Below are 12983 nucleotides of genomic sequence, written 5' to 3'. Positions count from 1 at the left end.
CGGCTATCGCCGCCAAATAAGGATAATAGAGAATGACCATCCGTTTTCATAAAAACGATCTGCCGAACCTCGATCACTATCAGGTCGATGCGGTCGCCATCGATACCGAGACGCTGGGGCTGAACCCGCATCGTGACCGGCTTTGCGTGGTGCAGATTTCGCCCGGTGACGGCACGGCAGACGTAATCCAGATCGAAGCCGGTCAGAAAAAGGCGCCCAATCTGGTCAAGCTTTTGAAAGACCGCTCGATCACGAAAATCTTCCATTTCGGCCGATTCGATCTGGCGGTGCTGGCGCAGGCGTTCGGCACCATGCCGCAGCCCGTCTTTTGCACCAAGATCGCATCGAAGCTCACCCGCACCTATACGGACCGCCATGGTCTCAAGGAACTGTGTAACGAGCTGCTGGACGTTTCTATCTCCAAGCAGCAACAGTCATCCGACTGGGCTGCGGAAATTCTCTCGCAGGCGCAGCTCGAATATGCTGCTTCCGACGTGCTCTATCTGCATCGCCTGAAGGCCGTTCTGGAACAGCGCCTTGAGCGCGATGGCCGCGTGAAACAGGCCGAAGCCTGCTTCAAATTCCTGCCGACCCGTTCGGAGCTCGATCTGATGGGCTGGCCGGAAGACGATATCTTCGCGCATAGCTGATACTGGGCGAAAAATCCGAAACCATCAAACGGCGGCTGTGGCCGCCGTTTTCTTTTGCGGGGCCTGATCAATATAGGCCCATGCCGGGCGGCGGAACAGAAACTGGCCATAGCCGGTCCATTGGATAAGCCCGTAAAGAATGACCGGCCCGATCACGCCGCTTGCGGTGGTCAGCAGCGATACTGTGCCGATATCGATGAAGCCGAGTTTCAGCAGCACCGTGCGCGCAATGGCCATTGGTAGGAAGAAGGCCAGATAGATCACAATCGAATGTGCGCCGAGCCAGCTTAAGGCCCGATGCAGCCAGTTGCGCGCGGACAGCAGGCTTAACAGCGACGAAATCGAGATAATCGCCAGCGCGCCGACCAGTCCCAGCAGCAGCGAGATAACGGGCAGATCGCTGATAGCGCCACGCCCGTTCAGAAGATCGCTTGCCGGCGCGATCAGCGATGCGAGGCTTTCCGGCACCGGCATGAAGACGAGCTTATATTCGACAAGACCCCAGACGAGTAGCCCGGCAACGCCGACAAGAGGACGCTGGCGCAGCCAGTCCGCAACCTTGAAGATGGCCGGTGCGAAGGCATAGCCCGCGAAGAAGTAGACGAAACGCGAGCAGAATTCGTCAATCATCACCCAGCCCGTATGCACGGGCAGGATTTCCAGCACAGCCAGCACCGTAAAGGTCACGCCCACCGGCAAACGCTTCAAAAGCCGTGTCGCGATAAAGAAGATTGGCAGGATATAAATGAACCACAGCGTTCCAAACGGCTCGACGAAAGCCATGAGATAGGCCTGCACAACGCCTGAAATACCGGCTTCGCTGGCAATGCCCGGCGCCTTGAACGCAAACTGGATCGTGAGCCACAGAATGTAGAAATACAGGAAGTGCACAACCTTGCGATCGAGATAGCGCCGCCAGGGCCGGTCGATGACGAGGCTGAGAAACAGCCCGGAGATCATGAAGAAATCCGGCATGCGGAATGGTTTGGCGAAGGCAACCACATAATGCATCCAGCCTTCGGCACCCGCCGCCTTTTCGACGCCCAGCGTGGAATGCATCATAACGACGAAGATAATGCAGATGCCCTTGGCAATATCGACCCAGTCGATCCGTTCGCTGCCGCCCGCTATCTGCATATCGGTCTCCCACCTTTTAAGCCCGGTTTTCTATAACCCGATTGGATCTAGATTAATATAGGCCTGCACAGAGCGGCTCTTTCGGTGGTTTTTAACCGAATTTTAACTAGAGAAGGCGGTTTCACGGCTTCGTGTACGGGTTTTTGCACATTTCGCTTGCTGTGGCTTCCTTGCTACAGACTTTTCTGAGCAGTCGCTTATATTAGGGGCAAGCTTGGTTCAGAAAATTTCCTTTGGAGGTTCATCATGAAGCTCAAGACGCTTCTTCTCGCATCCACCGTCGCCCTCGTTGCTGCCACCGGCGCAAAGGCTGCTGACGCGGTTATCGAACAGGAACCAGCACCGGTTGTCGTCGCTCCGACCTTTACCTGGAACGGTGCTTACATCGGTGGTCAGGTTGGCTATGGCTGGGGTAAGTCCGACTTCAGCGGTGACCTTTTCACCTATGGCAATGTGAAGCCTGATGGCTTCCTCGGCGGTCTCTATGCCGGTTACAACTTCGATCTGGGCAACAATGTTGTTCTCGGTATCGATGGCGACATCACCTATAATGACGTCTCGAAGGGCATCGACATTTACGATGGCGATCTCGCAGTCGGTTCGTTTGAAAACAAGCTGCGCTGGTCGGGTGCCGTTCGTGCCCGTGCTGGTTACGCCTTTGACCGCTTCCTGCCTTACATCGCTGGCGGTGTTGCATTCGGCAATATCAAGAACAGCGGCGACATCGACGGTATCGGCTTCTCCGAAAGCAAGACGCTTACCGGCTGGACCATTGGCGGCGGTGTGGACTATGCCGCAACCGACAACCTGATCCTGCGTCTTGAATATCGCTACACCGATTACGGCGATAAGGACCTCGATTTCGGTGGACTGAGCGTCAACAACGACTTCAAGACCAACGAAGTTCGTCTGGGCGTTGCCTACAAGTTCTGATCCTTCGTTAAAGGATTGCAAGAGAAAGGCCCCGCATTGCGGGGCCTTTCTTTTTGCGGTTGTGATACCGCCAGATAAACAAAAGGCCTCTGCGAGCAGAGGCCTTTATTGTTGTCAGGGACCGAGCTGGATCAGACGTCCAGATTGGCGACGCTCAGCGCGTTTTCCTGAATGAACTCGCGGCGTGGTTCCACTTCGTCGCCCATCAGGCGCGAGAAGAGCGAATCCGCATCGGTCGCATCGGTCACCTTGACCTGCAGAAGCGAGCGCACATTCGGGTCAAGCGTGGTTTCCCACAGCTGTTCGGCGTTCATTTCGCCCAAGCCTTTGTAACGCTGTAGGGTGAGGCCCTTGCGACCCGTCGCGAAAACCGCATCCAGCAGCGCCATCGGGCCGGACAACACGTCCGACCTGTCCTTGCGGCGCAGCATGGGCGGCTCGGCGAAGGTTTCGCTCATGCGGCCTGCCACACGGTCGATCTGGCGGGCATCGGCAGAGCCGAGCAGCGCCATGTCGAGAATGGCGACATCCTTGACGCCGCGCACCATGCGCTCGAAGCGATAGCCACCATCGTCCATGACATGGCCGGTCCAGCCGCGCTCGGTTTCTTCCGAAATCATGTCGAGGCGCGTCGCAACCGTATCGGCAGAGCGTTGCGCCGTGGCATTGTCCTTCGAAGCGTCGGGGTTGAGCAGGCCAGCAATCGCCGCCTGTTCGACAACGCGGCGGTCATAGCGGGTGTGCAGGCCTTGCAGAAGCTGGCGGAGCGTGCGGGCATCGTCCACGACGGCGCGCAGATCTGGCCCGGCGCGCACTTCGCCGCTTGCCATTTCAAGGGCTGCTTCTTCAAGGCCGGTCTCGATGAGGAAGTCCTCGAAGGCGGCCTCGTTCTTGATATATTGCGAGGACTTGCCGCGCGACACCTTATAGAGCGGCGGCTGCGCAATATAGATATGGCCGCGCTCGATCAGCTCCGGCATCTGACGGAAGAAGAAGGTGAGCAACAGCGTGCGAATATGCGCACCGTCGACGTCAGCATCGGTCATGATGATGATCTTGTGATAACGCAATTTGTCGGCGTTGAAGCCGTGCGTCTCATCCTTGCCGATCGAGGTGCCGAGCGCCGTGATCAGCGTGCCGACCTGATCGGAGGACAGCATGCGGTCGAAGCGGACGCGTTCCACATTCAGGATCTTGCCGCGCAGCGGCAGGATCGCCTGGTTCTGGCGTGAACGCCCGCTCTTCGCGGAACCACCTGCCGAGTCACCTTCGACGATGAAGAGTTCCGACTTGGCCGGGTCGCGTTCCTGACAATCGGCGAGCTTGCCCGGCAGCGAGGTGACGCTGAGCGTGCTCTTGCGGGTGATGTCGCGGGCCTTGCGCGCCGCTTCACGGGCGGCGGCGGCCTGAATGACCTTCTCGACCACGGCTTTGCCTTGCGCCGGATGCTCTTCCAGCCAGATCGACAGCGCTTCGTTGACGAGGCTTTCGACCACCGGGCGCACTTCCGACGAAACCAGCTTGTCCTTGGTCTGCGACGAGAATTTCGGGTCCGGCACCTTGACGGAAAGCACGGCTGTCAGACCTTCGCGGCAATCGTCGCCGGTGAGCTGCACCTTTTCCTTCTTGGTCATGCCGGAAGCATCCGCATAGCCCGTGACCTGACGGGTCAACGCGCCACGGAAACCGGCCAGATGGGTGCCGCCATCGCGCTGCGGGATGTTGTTGGTGAAGCACAGCACCTTTTCGTGGTAGGAATCGTTCCACCACATAGCGACTTCAACCGTCATGCCGTCCTTTTCGCTGCGGATATAGACCGGCTCGTCGATCAGCGGCTTCTTGTTCTGATCGATATATTTCACGAATTCGATCAAACCGCCGTCGTAATGCAGTTCGTGTTCCTTGGCGTCCGCATGACGGTTGTCCGTCAGCTTGATGCGCACACCGGAATTGAGGAAGGCAAGCTCGCGCAGGCGGCGCTCCAGCGTGTCATAGTCGAATTCGACCATGCTGAAGGTTTCCGTCGAGGGCAGAAAGGTCACGGAAGTGCCGGTTTCGCCGTCGGCCACATCGCCCGTCACCACCAGCGGCGCATCGGCGACGCCGTGGGTAAAGCTCATTTCGTGAACCTTGCCATAGCGGCGGATCTTCAGCTTCAGCCAGACCGAAAGCGCGTTGACGACCGAAACGCCCACGCCGTGCAGACCGCCGGAAACCTTGTAGGAATTCTGGTCGAACTTGCCGCCCGCATGGAGCTGGGTCATGATGACTTCAGCAGCCGAAACGCCTTCTTCCTTATGGATGTCGGTCGGGATGCCGCGACCGTTATCGGTCACAGTGCAAGAGCCATCGGCGTTGAGCGTCACGGTGACGAGTGTGGCATGGCCCGCCAGCGCTTCGTCGATGGCGTTGTCCACGACTTCATAAACCATGTGATGCAGGCCGGAGCCGTCATCCGTGTCACCGATATACATGCCCGGACGCTTGCGAACGGCATCCAGACCTTTCAGAACACGAATGGAATCCGCGCCATATTCGGCGGAGGCTTCGGAATTCATCTCGGGCGTATCGCTCATGAAAATCTTTCGAAAACGTGCTGCGAATGCAGCCTGATAGCCTGCTGCAAATGCAGCCTTAAAGAACGTGTCGAATCACACGACAAACATGGCTTTAATATAGGCGCTAACGGCTTATTTTCCAAATTTCACGCGCAAATTTGCCGGGGATTCCGGTAGTTTGGGCGGATATCGACCCCATATGGCAGATGCAGCCTCGATTGGGCTTCTGGAAGCGCCACAATTACCCCTTATATGTCATAAAACAACTGTATCTGGAACGCTTGGATGAAACTGCGATGACTATGCCGGAAGTGCTAGAACCCTTCGTGCCGCCCGCGCCGCGTCCGCGCGAAAAGCCGGTCGGCCGTTTCGAGATGATGCGCGTGGTTTACAAGAACCCGCTCGAATTGTGGGGTGAGCCTTCCTACAATGAGCGCTGGGTCGAGGTCAGCTGGCTCGGCATCAAAACCATCATCGCCAACGATCCGGGGCTGATCCGCCACGTGCTGGTGGACAATGCCGCCAATTATCCCATGTCCGCCATTCGGCAGCGCGTGCTGCGCCCGCTGCTGCGCGATGGCCTTCTGACGGCTGAGGGGCAGGTGTGGAAGCGTTCGCGCAAGGCCATGGCGCCTGTCTTCACGCCGCGCCATATTGCGGGCTTTGCGCAAACCATGCGCGACCGTTCACGCCTGTTCGTCGAGCGCTACAGGACCAACGGCACCGTCACCGATGTTGCCCATGACATGACGCTTTTGACCTATGATATTCTGGCCGAAACGCTGTTTTCCGGCGAGATCGCAGGCGATGCCAATGATTTCGCGCGCCAGATCGACAAGCTGTTTGAAACCATGGGGCGGGTCGATCCGTTCGATTTGCTGGGCCTGCCCGACTGGCTACCGCGGTTTACGCGTTTGCGTGGCCAGCAGTCGCTGGGCTTCTTCCGCGCGCTCGTCTCCGAAACGATCGCCATGCGCAAGGCGCGCATGGACAAGGGCGAGGCGGTGCCGAGCGATTTCCTGACGCTGCTTCTGCGCGCCGAAGGTCCGGAAGGCCTGAGCCGTTCCGAGATCGAAGACAACATCATCACCTTCATTGGCGCCGGTCACGAAACCACGGCCCGGGCGCTTGGCTGGACGCTCTATCTGCTGGCCAAGGCCCCCGAAGAGCGCGCGCGTGTCGAGGCGGAAATCGACACTTTCTTCGCAAAGGGTGGACGCGATCTGCCACCGCATGAATGGCTGGCCAGCCTGCCTTTCACGCGCGCGGCTTTCGAGGAAGCGATGCGTCTTTACCCGCCTGCGCCATCGATCAATCGCGAGGCGGCGGAGAATGATCGCTATGGCGATCTGGCAATACCGAGAGGCGCAACGGTGCTGGTCATGCCGTGGGTGATCCACCGTCACCGCCTCTACTGGGATCAGCCGGATGCTTTCATGCCGCAGCGCTTCTGGCCGGAAAACCGCGACCGGCTCGACCGTTTCCAGTATCTGCCTTTCGGCGCGGGACCGCGCGTCTGCATCGGGGCGAGCTTTGCCTTGCAGGAAGCGGTGATTGCGCTGGCGACTTTGCTCGACGGTCACCGCTTCGACGTGCTGGAAACCACCAGACCGTGGCCGGTGCAAAAGCTCACCACGCAGCCGCAGGGCGGTCTGCCCATGAAGGTGGTGAGGCGATAGCAAAAAGCCCGGCCAAGCCGGGCTTTTCTGTGTCTTACAGCCGTTCTGCATGCCAGCGCAGATGGTCATCCATGAATGTCGAAATGAAGAAATAGGAATGATCATAGCCCTCGCGCATGTTGAGCGTGAGCGGAATGCCAGCTTTCTTGCAGGCTTCTTCCAGCAGCCACGGACGCAAGCCGTCGTTCAGGAAACCGTCTGCGGTGCCCTGATCGACCAGAAATGCCGGGAATTTGTAGCCATCCTCGATCAGCAACGACGCATCATAGGGACGCCATGCACGTTCTTCCGGTCCGAGATATTTTTCCAGCGCCGGTTTCGACCATCCGGCGGTCGATGGCTGCACGATCGGCGCGAAAGCCGAGGCCGACTTGAAGCGGTCCGGGTTTTTCAGCGCAATCGTCAGCGCGCCATGACCGCCCATGGAATGGCCGGTGATGGCTTGCCGCGCCATATCCAGCGGAAACTCAGCCGCAACCAGATCGGTCAGTTCCTGCGTGATATAGCTGTACATCTGGTAGTTCCGGGCGAAAGGCGCCTGCGTCGCATCGACATAAAAGCCTGCGCCCTTGCCGAACTGCCAGTTCTCCGGTTCGTCCGGAACGTCATCACCGCGCGGGCTCGTATCCGGGCAAATAACGGCAATTCCAAGTTCTGCGGCCAATTGTCGATATTCGCCCTTGTCCATCACGTTTTGATGCGTACAGGTGAGGCCGGATAGATACCAGAGCACCGGGACCGGACCATCCTTGGCCTGCGGCGGCAGGAAGACGGCAAAGGTCATATCGCACTGGCAGGTCGCGCTTTTGTGCCGGTAGACGCCTTGCGTCCCGCCAAAGCACTTGGCTGTCGAAATTGTTTCGAGGGTCGTTGTCATGTGAATTCCAGTTCCTGATTTTGCGCGCGGGCCGGGCTATTCAGCTGCCGAGCGCGACGGCGGCATTGACCGCTGCCGCGACGAGAATGGTGTTGAAGAAATAGGATACCACGCTGTGCATCAGTGTCAGCCGCCGCATGGCGGTGGTGGTGACGCCCGTATCGGAAGTCTGCGCGGTCATGCCGATGACATAGGCGAAATAGGCGAAATCCCAGCCCGATGGTTCCTGCGTGCCGGGAAAGTCGAACCCGCCGCGATGGCGGCTGGCGTGGCCGTTGTCGTCACCGGCTGGTTCCTGCGGTTGCCAGAAGGCATGGGCGTAGTGAATGGCCGTCATCATGTGGATGGTCGCCCAGCCGAGCGGCACCGATGCAAGCGTGGTCACCAGCGCCAATGCATCCGCCTTCGGCTGCCGGTTGAGCAGGATGAACAGCGAGGCCACTGCGACGATAACGGTTGCGAAAGTCACCAGAAAGATGATCCAGGCCGGTTCATCGGCGGCGGCGGCGTGCTTTTTGAGAAAAGCGGCGGTGAGCTTTGGGATGGCTGCAAGCGCCAGCACCAGATAAAGCACGAAGAACGTGTCCGCCCCGATCACCGGCGCCAGCGGACTGCCGAATAGCCAGGCGATGATAAAGGCCGCTGCGCCGCCGATGGCCGCAAGATAGAAGGACATATGGCGGCGCAGCAGAAACATCAGTTGCTCTTTTCCCGGCGTTCCAGCCGCATGTCCACATGCGGGATGCCGTCTTCCAGATATTCATCCGAAATGACTTCAAAACCGAACGAGCCATAGAATTTCTGCAAATGGCTCTGGCCACCGAGCTCAATGGCGATGCCGGGAAAATGCTGTTGCGTGAAGGCAATCGCTTCCTGCATCAGCCTTCGGCCAAGTTGGTAGCCCCGGTAATCCGGGGCCACGACCACACGCCCGATCTTGGCGGGTTTGCCTTCGCTTTCCGGCGGCAGAACCCGCAAGGCGGCGGCGAGTTCTTCGCCGTCAAGAATGCGCAGGTGGAACGCGCCAATGTCCTTGCCATCGATTTCGGGATAGGGGCATTTCTGCTCCACCACGAAAATATCCACGCGCAATTTCAGCAGCGCATAAAGCGCGCGCGGCGTAAAATCGTCCAGCTCGTCCCAGCGGGATATCAGCGTTTTATCGCTCATCAGTAGACAATCACCGAACGGATCGACTTGCCTTCATGCATCAGGTCGAAGGCCGTGTTGATTTCATCGAGCGGCATGGTGTGGGTGATCAGATCGTCGATGTTGATCTTGCCGTCCATGTACCAGTCGACGATCTTCGGCACGTCGGTGCGGCCCCGCGCGCCGCCGAAGGCGGTGCCTTTCCAGACGCGGCCCGTGACCAGCTGGAATGGACGCGTGGCGATTTCCTTGCCAGCTTCCGCAACGCCGATAATGATGGATTCACCCCAGCCGCGATGGCAGCATTCCAGCGCCTGACGCATGACATCGGTGTTGCCGGTGGCGTCGAAGGAATAGTCCGCGCCGCCATCGGTCAGGTCTTGAATCGCCTGAACCACCTTGTCATTGCCGATTTCACGCGGGTTGATGAAGTCGGTCATGCCGAACTTCTTCGCCATTTCGACCTTGGCCGGGTTGATATCAACGCCGATGATCTTGTCCGCGCCGACCATGCGCGCGCCCTGAATGACATTGAGGCCGATGCCGCCGAGGCCAAATACCACCACATTCGAACCCGGACGAACCTTTGCCGTATAGATCACCGCGCCGATGCCGGTGGTGACGCCGCAGCCGATATAGCAAATCTTGTCGAAGGGCGCGTCTTCACGCACCTTGGCGACGGCGATTTCCGGCAGAACGGTGAAGTTCGAGAAAGTCGAGCAGCCCATATAATGGAACACTTCGCCGCCATCGCAGGAAAAGCGCGTGGTCTTGTCCGGCATCAGGCCCTGACCTTGCGTGGCGCGGATCGAGGTGCAGAGGTTGGAGCGCTGCGACAGGCAGGTTTTGCACTGGCGGCATTCCGGCGTGTAAAGCGGGATGACATGGTCGCCCGGCTTGACGGAGGTTACGCCTGCGCCAACTTCGCGCACGATGCCCGCGCCCTCATGGCCGAGAATGGCCGGGAACTTGCCTTCGGAATCGAGGCCCGACAGCGTATAGGCGTCGGTGTGGCACACGCCGGTCGCCATGATTTCGACCAGCACTTCACCGGCCCGCGGCCCGCCGATTTCGACGGTTTCGATGGTGAGCGGCTTTTTTGCCTCCCAGGCAACGGCTGCACGTGATTTCATGACGATGTTCCTTCTGGATCTGGAGCGCATCCCGAGAATTTTGAAACTATCTTCCGACAGGATGGGCTCAAAAACAAATAGTTAGTCCGGTTTGGCGCCCTATTTCAGATAGGTGCGCAAAATCTGCATGATTTGATCGATCTCGGCGTCCGGGTCTGTCGCGACATCCCGCACAATGGTCTCACGCGCTTGCCCGAATGTCTCGCGGAAGTGACTTTCCAGAACTTCCGCCATCAGCCCGTTGGCCGCGCCGCGCAAGGCTGCGATCTGTTGCAACAGCGCCGCGCATTCCGTGCCCGCTTCCACGGCGCGTTCCAACGCTTCCGCCTGTCCGCGAATGCGGCGAAGGCGGGTTAGCGCACGCTTTTTATCGTCCGGTGAATGCGGCATGAATCCTCTCGATTTTGCGAAAATCTATATACTATGGGGGAGTATGTCAATTGCTCCTGAAACGTCTTTTTCAGGAAAGGATTTTCGTGTGCGGCCAGCTACGCGCAAACCTTTCAGGCCGGTATCAGGCAGGTTTTTGCTGGCGCATATGGATCAGCGGGTAGGGGCGTCCCTGATCGTCGGTTTCGGAACGTCCGGTTTCGATGAAGCCCATATGCCGGTAGAAGCCGACGGCCTGAACGTTCTGCTCGTTCACATCGACGGTCAGCGTGCCGCCATTGAGGGATTGCGCGTGGGCGATGAGCCGCTTGCCAATGCCCTTGCCGCGCTGGTCTGCCGCGATGAACAGACTGTCGATCTGGTTGTCGGTCAGCCCCATGAAGCCGACAGGCTTTCCGTCGTCTTCGATGACCCAGACTTCAGCATTGGGCAGATAGTGCTCGGACACGAGGGTTTCGATTTCCCGGAAATCCTCGGGGCTAAGAAAGTCATGCGTGGCGCGCACGCTGGCCCGCCAGATTTCGGTGAGAGCAGGCGCGTCGGTCGCGCTCGATAGGCGGATATGGGGCATGTGTGTTCCTGACAGAATAGGTGTGAAAGCACGCTCTTCTACCACCTTATCAGTTCGGACTTGAAGAAGCCGATTTTGCTTTTCTCCCAGACCGTTCCGTGGGCCGGAAGAGCCGCGCTGTGCCTCTGCCATGGACTGTTGGAAACGGTGCTCCATCCCTTTTGCGCCATGCCGGGTAGGCGCGGCAGGATCAGAAAACTCAAATCATCGAAACTCTTGATCGTTTCGCACCAGATTGCGGCACCCACGCCCGCAATATGCGCGTTCTTGCCCCAGCCGGGCAGGGATTTGCCCGGATTCCAGTTATAATATTCCTCGACGGTCTGGGGCCGATAGGTGCGCAATCCAAGACGTGCCTTGAGCGCATTCTGCTCGGGTAGAATGGACGCTTCCTTATAGGGCACGTCGAGATAGCTATGGGCAAAAGGCGTGAGCAGGATCGGAAGCTCGCGCTCCATCGCGCGGTTGAGGTCGTTCAAACTGTTCTGGACATTCTTGACGACCATTTTCTGCAACTGGAGTGCCTGTTGCGATCCCATCTGCGCGCCGAGTTCCATATTGGCATATTTGGGGTCGGTGGAAATCCAGTGCTGAACGACGATATCGCGGTCAAGTCCGGCACGCATGGTTTCCTGACAGGCGATCGGCTTTTTCCCGGCCAGCACCGCCACCTTATGCTGATGCCGGACGAATTTCGTATAAAGCTGTTCCGGCATCCCGAAGGCTTCATCGCCGCCGATATCGAGCCAACGTCCGGGGAACACATCCGACAGATAGGCTATGATCTCGTCATAGACTTTGAAGCTATCGGGCAGATCGGGGTTGAGCCAGGCGCGATGCTGCACCACGCCCGGTGTCAGTTCGAAACGCTGTACGTTGCTGCCCATCGCCAGTTCCGGGTGCAGCCTGATCAGTGCCGCGGCATGGCCGGGCGCGTCCGAAGATGGGATGACGGTGATGTGACGTGCCTGCGCATAGGCGACGATTTCGTTGAGATCGGCGCGGCTATAAATGGGCTCGTCATCCGGCTGTTTGCCATCCGGTCTAGCGGCTTCAATGCGCCATGCTTCGTCATCGGTGAGATGAAGATCGAGCGCGTTGAACTTGTAGAACGCAATCAGATCGATGACAGTCTTGATCTCGTCCGTGGTGAAATAATGCCGGGCAACATCGAGATGGAAACTGCGCCATTTGTAATGCGGACCGTCCACGATGCGGACAGCAGGAATTTCGATGCCGCTGGCATCCTGTTGCGGCGCGGTGGCGAAAAGCTGCAACAGCGTGGTCAGGCCCATGGCTAGCCCTTGCGAACTGTTCGCCCTGATGACCACCCCGGTTTCGTCTGCGTGCAGAAAATAGCGCTCGTCCAGATCGTCCTGCTCGGCGGGCGAGAGGCCCGTCGACCGGGGAGCCTCTTTGATTTCCGGTGTCGGACCGATTTCCAGATGAATGGCGCCCTTCGGTGAATTCGCGCCGGAACGCGGTGCGTTTTCGAGTTTCATTTCCGAGAAGGGGCGTATTGCTTCTTTGAAAACGCGAATACTGTTTTCAATGGCGGGATCGTCAAAGGTGATCCTCGCGCCGCTCTCGATGCGGCATTTTCCATCCAAATTGCTGATCCTGTGCGGGGTCGGGATGAGAGGAATGGCCGCATCGGTGTCCTTCGCAGCTGCATCGAAGAGGCCGGGAAAACCCGATGTCGCCAGACCGCCTGCGAGACTGGAAAGAATAAGTCCTTTTAAAAATTCTCTTTTGCTAATATTCATCCCGATTAATTCCCCAGTTTCTTAATTTTATAAATACTATGCATAATTATACGAATAAAATATAAAGAAATACTTTTGTGAAGTCCTGTAGGGCGCGGAGGCCTGTTCGGTCGGGTTTCGAATATGGATAATGGCCAGCA

The 12983-nt window shown here is 58.3% G+C and carries 12 protein-coding genes; 3 read left to right on the top strand and 9 right to left on the bottom strand.

Annotation, left to right across the window (positions count from 1 at the left end; translation table 11 throughout):
• Window positions 1-32: 32 nt before the first annotated feature.
• Window positions 33-650, top strand: a complete 618-nt coding sequence (locus tag WIX40_RS13045) for a ribonuclease D (RefSeq protein ID WP_109368154.1) — start codon at window positions 33-35, stop codon at window positions 648-650.
• A 24-nt stretch (window positions 651-674) separates the two neighbouring features.
• On the opposite strand, the gene WIX40_RS13040 is transcribed toward WIX40_RS13045, so the two are convergent.
• The gene (locus WIX40_RS13040) at window positions 675-1787 is read right to left on the bottom strand and encodes an acyltransferase family protein (protein WP_339440113.1); all 1113 of its coding nucleotides are present in this window, start codon (window positions 1785-1787) and stop codon (window positions 675-677) included.
• Window positions 1788-2033: 246 nt separating this feature from the next.
• On the opposite strand from WIX40_RS13040, the gene WIX40_RS13035 reads away from it, so the two are divergent.
• Window positions 2034-2720, top strand: a complete 687-nt coding sequence (locus tag WIX40_RS13035; protein ID WP_140024472.1) for an outer membrane protein — start codon at window positions 2034-2036, stop codon at window positions 2718-2720.
• Between the two features lie 131 nt (window positions 2721-2851).
• On the opposite strand, the gene gyrB is transcribed toward WIX40_RS13035, so the two are convergent.
• Window positions 2852-5296, bottom strand: a complete 2445-nt coding sequence (gyrB, locus tag WIX40_RS13030; RefSeq protein WP_339440110.1) for a DNA topoisomerase (ATP-hydrolyzing) subunit B — start codon at window positions 5294-5296, stop codon at window positions 2852-2854.
• 284 nt (window positions 5297-5580) lie between these two features.
• Here gyrB and WIX40_RS13025 point away from each other — a divergent pair, with 284 nt between their 5' ends.
• Entirely contained in the window at window positions 5581-6957 is a 1377-nt protein-coding gene (locus WIX40_RS13025; RefSeq protein ID WP_371834147.1) for a cytochrome P450, read from the top strand.
• 34 nt (window positions 6958-6991) lie between these two features.
• On the opposite strand, the gene fghA is transcribed toward WIX40_RS13025, so the two are convergent.
• From fghA to WIX40_RS12990, 7 genes are all read right to left on the bottom strand, one after another.
• Window positions 6992-7834, bottom strand: coding sequence for an S-formylglutathione hydrolase (gene fghA, locus WIX40_RS13020; protein WP_109368158.1), 843 nt, complete (start codon window positions 7832-7834; stop codon window positions 6992-6994).
• 40 nt (window positions 7835-7874) lie between these two features.
• Complete coding sequence (locus WIX40_RS13015; protein WP_339440106.1) at window positions 7875-8531, bottom strand: DUF1345 domain-containing protein; 657 nt, start codon at window positions 8529-8531, stop codon at window positions 7875-7877.
• Window positions 8531-9004 (bottom strand): GNAT family N-acetyltransferase, encoded by a 474-nt coding sequence (locus WIX40_RS13010; RefSeq protein ID WP_339440105.1) that lies wholly within the window; start codon window positions 9002-9004, stop codon window positions 8531-8533. The genes WIX40_RS13015 and WIX40_RS13010 overlap by 1 nt, the downstream gene beginning before the upstream one ends.
• Window positions 9004-10116: an S-(hydroxymethyl)glutathione dehydrogenase/class III alcohol dehydrogenase gene (locus WIX40_RS13005; protein WP_109368161.1), complete on the bottom strand. Its 1113-nt coding sequence runs from the start codon at window positions 10114-10116 to the stop codon at window positions 9004-9006. The genes WIX40_RS13010 and WIX40_RS13005 overlap by 1 nt, the downstream gene beginning before the upstream one ends.
• Before the next feature lie 99 nt (window positions 10117-10215).
• Window positions 10216-10506: a metal/formaldehyde-sensitive transcriptional repressor gene (locus WIX40_RS13000; RefSeq protein ID WP_109368162.1), complete on the bottom strand. Its 291-nt coding sequence runs from the start codon at window positions 10504-10506 to the stop codon at window positions 10216-10218.
• A gap of 124 nt (window positions 10507-10630) precedes the next feature.
• Window positions 10631-11077 carry an acetyltransferase gene (locus tag WIX40_RS12995; protein WP_339440104.1) on the bottom strand — a complete coding sequence of 149 codons (447 nt, stop codon included), beginning with the start codon at window positions 11075-11077 and terminating at the stop codon, window positions 10631-10633.
• A gap of 38 nt (window positions 11078-11115) precedes the next feature.
• Window positions 11116-12843 (bottom strand): family 20 glycosylhydrolase, encoded by a 1728-nt coding sequence (locus WIX40_RS12990; RefSeq protein WP_339440102.1) that lies wholly within the window; start codon window positions 12841-12843, stop codon window positions 11116-11118.
• Between the last annotated feature and the right edge of the window lie 140 nt (window positions 12844-12983).

Origin of the sequence: Ochrobactrum teleogrylli, from assembly GCF_037482325.1 — a bacterium.
Taxonomy (GTDB): Bacteria; Pseudomonadota; Alphaproteobacteria; order Rhizobiales; family Rhizobiaceae; genus Brucella; species Brucella teleogrylli.
Note: the sequence above shows the minus strand (reverse complement) of the source record. Positions and strands in the feature narration are given on the sequence as shown.